The organism is Candidatus Avelusimicrobium faecicola (assembly GCA_900540405.1).
In the GTDB taxonomy this organism is placed as follows: Bacteria; Elusimicrobiota; Elusimicrobia; order Elusimicrobiales; family Elusimicrobiaceae; genus Avelusimicrobium; species Avelusimicrobium faecicola.
Window position 1 is genome coordinate 1 of record UQFW01000069.1, and the last position, 5,012, is coordinate 5,012.

Sequence of the window (5,012 nt, forward strand, 5' to 3'; positions counted from 1 at the left end):
GGCGGGCTCCGCCAACGAAACCGCCAATAAACTGGAATTAAAAACGTATTATTCTTTGGGCACCCAGCAGATTACAAAAGATAACGGCAAAGGCAATTTTTTACTGCGGGTCATGGATGCCAACGGACAGGAGCTTTCTATTCCAACCTATACCGGGTCCACCCTTACTTACCCCACCAATATTGTTATGGATTTTGACAACGGTGTTTTTTACTTGCAGGAACGCTTTGCGGATGCCTCTTTGTATAAAACAACGCCGGTGTCCTCGTACAACCGCACGTTTAAGGTGGAGTATACTTCCAAGGTAAAAACGTATTTTATTGAGTCCGATATTGTCGTCCAGTCCGAAACCGTCAAACTCAACGGGCGCAAATTAACCCGCAATAATGATTATTATATTGATTATACGTCCGGTTTTATCACCTTTTACAAGGGGGATGACATTACGGATTCTTCCGTCATTGACATTACTTACGATACACTCAACGGCAGTAGTTCCAATAACTCCGTTATCGGCGGGCGGTTGGATTATAAACTGTGGGATAAAATCAAAATGGGTGCCACCGTTTTGCAAGAGGGGTGGGATAAGCCGTCCTCCGTGCCGCAGGTGGGCAATTACAGCAAGGATTTGTTAGTGTACGGGGCGGATATTAACGGCAAGGATATTAAACTTTCGGAGGCGGTATCGGTAGACTTCGGCGCCGAGGTGGCCCAATCGCGCAGTAATCCCAACCAATTCGGCTATGCCATGGTGGACAGTATGAACGAAACGAGCATCCAAACCGCCGGCTCCAAAATTTTTAGGGATTGGATTATTGCCGCCAACCCGACGAGCGACAAACCCGCCTTTTGGGGTAGTATGGCGTGGGATACGCAGGATGTGTCTTCGCTGGAAATCAACCCCAACGCGAGTGGCAATTCCAACGATAAACAGCAAGTTTTGGTGCTGAATTATGATTTTTCCAAAGCTACCGGGGCGTATGCGGGGCATGACGAAGTTTCTATCGTTTATCCGCTTTCCGCCAGCGGGGTGGATTTATCCGATAAAACCTCTTTTGACTTAACCGTAAAAGGCCAAACCAACGGCCCGCTGATTAACGTGACCTTCGGTAATATTAACGAAGATTCCGATAACAGCGGCGGTATGGATACCCAATGCGCCACCGGCGCACCCAAGACGGAAGATGTTTTGTGCCGCAACAGTTTGGCCCCTAGCGAAGACATCGGCTGGGAATACAAAGACCCGGACGGCACCCTCCACCGCTATAATCCGTTTGTAAACAACATTTATAACCCGGAATCCCAACCCAACGGGCGCATTGATACGCAGGATTTGAACGGCAACAATAAAATGGACGGGGAAGATTCTTCCGTTGGGGGCAACTTCGGGTTCTCCGGGGTGTCGGCCGGGATGAACACCCCCATTAGCGGGCTAACAAATGGGGAAATTAATTTTAACGGTTGGAAAACCTTTGTGACCCCGCTGAATATTCCCCCGGCGGATAAAAGCAAATGGACGGCCGTGCGCCACTTGCGTATTACCCTTAAAAAAGGCCCCAACACCGCCACCAAAGGGCAAATTAAAATTGCCACGGTGGCATTATCCGGCACGGCGTGGAATGTGCCGGACGGTACGGACCCGGACGAGTTTCAGGTGGCGGGCATTAACAACGTGGATAATGCCGACTATGAGCCTATTTTCAGCGCCTCCGGCGACGGCAAAGAAGTGTTTAACTATCTGTACGGCTCTATTGATAACTTGAAAGAAGCCACGGATTCCGCCAACGCCAAAGACCAAGCCTTAAATATCACGTTTAATACTACCGCGTTGCCGGAAGTGAACGACTCCGCCGCCCCGCCCGATTTAACCGGGGAGCGCTACGCCAGCCGCAACTTTTCCACCATGGATTTTACCCAACATAGGCAAATGCGCTTTTTACTGCACAGCCAAGCGGCTAATGCCGGCTCCCAGTTCTTCCTAAAAGTAGGTACGGAAGAAAATTACGACAAAGTAGTCGTGCCGTTGGATTACACGGGGTGGCGTTTAATTTCCCTAAATATGGTAGATACAAACGGGGATGCTATCCCGGATGCGTTTGAAGATGCCTCTGACTCTTCTTATGGGGTAAAGGTGTACCGCCACCGCAAAACAGGCGGCGTGATGAATTTTAAGAAAGTCAGTTTAATGGTATCCGGGGTGCAAAAAGGGGTCGGACAGACGGGCTCGGCGGGGGAGGTGTGGCTCAATGTGATACACTTGGCAGAAACCATTATCCAACGCGGCGAAGCGTATAAGGGCGAAGTGGCCGTTAAGTGGGACGGTTGGGGCAGTGCCGGGGCCAAATACAAACATAAAGACGATAATTTTGAAACGCCGCTTTCCGTTTCCAAAAACCAGGAAACCACGGAAGAAGAATATTTTGTAAAAGTGGATAAAATAGAAGAATTCCCCATGCAGGCCACCCTTACGCGCAGTACCATTACCACGCCCAGTATTGAGGACACGACCGATTACAACACCGTCAGCCTGTTAGATAAAGGCAAGGTGGAACGCCAACGCGCGGTGGTGCGCGGGGATTTTATCAAGGATAATTTACCCAAAGTGGGGTTGGAATATACCCTGGAAACGGCCGATTATAATTTGCTGAAACGCAAAGACGATTCCCGCACTTACGGCGTAAGCGTAAGCCATACGGCGCCGTCTTTCAAAAACATTAATGCCGGCTATTATTTTACCAATGCCAAAATTGATTATGATAAATCCATGCACTCCGCTTCCAACTATAATACGGACGAAGACACCCAAAAAATGAATGTGAAAGTAAATTACCAGCCCACCAATAATTTTAACTTTGTGCCCAGCTATAACCTTTCCAAAAGTACCGAAGAACGCACCGCCTACGCAAGCGGCACGGCCCAATATAACAAATACCCCAAAGCCCTCAACCAAAGCACCGGGTTCACCAGCACTTGGAAGGTAGCCTCCTGGTTGGCGCCGTCTTTCAGCTATAATATTTCCACGACTGAAAACAACAACTTAACCGCCAAAACCGTCACGGCTTCCGGCACGCGGGAAACGGTGGGTATCGGGGATGTTAAATCCATTAACCGCAATGCGGACGGCGGGATTTCGCTTACCTTAAACGGCAACGAACTAATGCCCAACAGCAAATTATTCAGCACGTTTGTTATTTCCAACGCGTTCCGCGTGCAGGATGCGGACTCCTGGAGTGATGTGGACAGCGGCTTTGATTCCCGCAAAGAATTATGGATACGCCGTTCCATGCACGGGGTGGGGCGCTACGGCTACCGCAGTACCATGACGCTGCGCGATACGTTTACTTCTTCCCAGCGGTGGAGCCCGCTTTCCCGCTACGAATTTAACGGCGCGATGGCTCCGCTTAAAACCATTTCCGTTATTAACAACTTCAGCTACACCACCCAAACCAACAACCAAACCGGCACGGAGTACGACTCCGTCAGCCAGACGTTGCCGGATTTGGTGTTTTCCATTTCTGACCTGGAAAAATTCTTTTATGCCGGCTCGTGGTTAAGCTCCACCAACCTTAAATTGCGGTATAGTTTAATCAAGCAGGAAACGGAAAATTCCGAAGATAAAGACCAAACGGCGTACGGTGGTGACCTGCGCTTTATGCTGTTCAACTTTTTTGACAGCGTGGTGAATTATACGCGCAAAACGTCCGACTCTACCGACTTGCGTGCCCATACCAGTTTGGAACGCTACGATGATACCGACATTTCTGCCCAGACCTCTTTTTATATCGGCTCTATGCGTTTAACGCCCAAAATTGTGCATAGCACGCATGATAAATGGCTGGTGGGTAAACTCAACGAAAGCACCAAAGAAACCACCCCCAGCTTAAATATGCGTTGGGATTTTAACATTCCGCGCGGGGTGCGCCTGCCGTTTATCAACCGCGTTTACAACGCCACCAACCGCGTGATTTGGAACACCAGTATCAGCTATACGGATAAATCTTCCCCGGTGGAAGTGAGCGATAACTATGAAAAATATGATTTAACCACTTCGCTGGATTATGAAATGTCCCAAAATTTGCGTTTTAATGTTTCCGGCGGCTACACGCGCTTAAAACACGCGTATGTGCGCACGGAAGATTACGATTCTTACAATTTTGCCGCCAACATTACGGTACAATTTTAATGCTATGATACGCGCTAAAAAACTGCTTCCTGCGGCCCGGTTTACGGGGGAACTCCTTTTACATATCCTGTTCCCGCGTACTTGTTTTGCGTGCGGGGCCGATTTGCCCTTTAGGTATGCAGACCCGCTTTGCCCGGCTTGCCGCGGCGCGGTGCGTGTGCCGGGGCCGCTTATCTGCCAACGCTGCGGAACGGTTTTGCCGTCCGGCGGGGCGCATTGTGCGCGGTGCCGCGGCAGTAAAGGTAAAAAATTTAAGTGTAAAATAATTCGCTCCGCCTGGCTGTTCGGCCCGCAGAGCCGCGCGCTCATTCATGCGTTTAAGTATTCCGGCTATGCGTTTCTGGCGGACTATTTGGGCGCGCAAATGGCCCAACGGTTTAAGGAATTGCCGGAATTGGCGGGGGCGCAGGTGGTTGTGCCGGTGCCGTTATATCCCAAACGGCAGAAATGGCGCGGGTATAACCAATCGGAACTGTTGGCCCGGGCGTTTGCCCGTAAGGTACATTTGCCGGTGGAAAGCCGCTGTTTGGTGCGCGTGCGGGATACGGCCGCGCAAGCCAAACTGCACCGCCAAGAGCGGTTGGATAATATGTCCGGCGCGTTTGCCGCCACGGCGGACGTGCGCGGGAAAACGGTTTTACTGATAGATGATGTGGCAACGACGGGGGCGACGCTGGAGGGGTGTGCGCAGGCGTTGAGGGAGGGGGGAGCGAAGAGAGTGATAGCCTACACCCTGGCCCGCGAACCCTAATGAATGATAACGGCTGGTGGTAAGTTAGGATTTTAATGCGCGGGGAACAAAATAACATTTTGTTCCCCGTTCGCATTT

2 protein-coding genes are annotated in these 5,012 nt (G+C 50.5%); both read left to right on the forward strand.

Annotation, left to right across the window (positions count from 1 at the left end; all coding sequences use genetic code 11):
• Positions 1-4,183: hypothetical protein (locus tag ACQY18_RS06210; RefSeq protein ID WP_428039245.1), on the forward strand; the 4,183-nt coding region annotated here is incomplete at its 5' end.
• Between the two features lie 4 nt (positions 4,184-4,187).
• On the forward strand, positions 4,188-4,934 hold the full coding sequence (locus tag ACQY18_RS06215; protein WP_428039246.1) for a ComF family protein: 747 nt from the start codon (positions 4,188-4,190) through the stop codon (positions 4,932-4,934).
• The last annotated feature ends 78 nt before the right edge of the window (positions 4,935-5,012 follow it).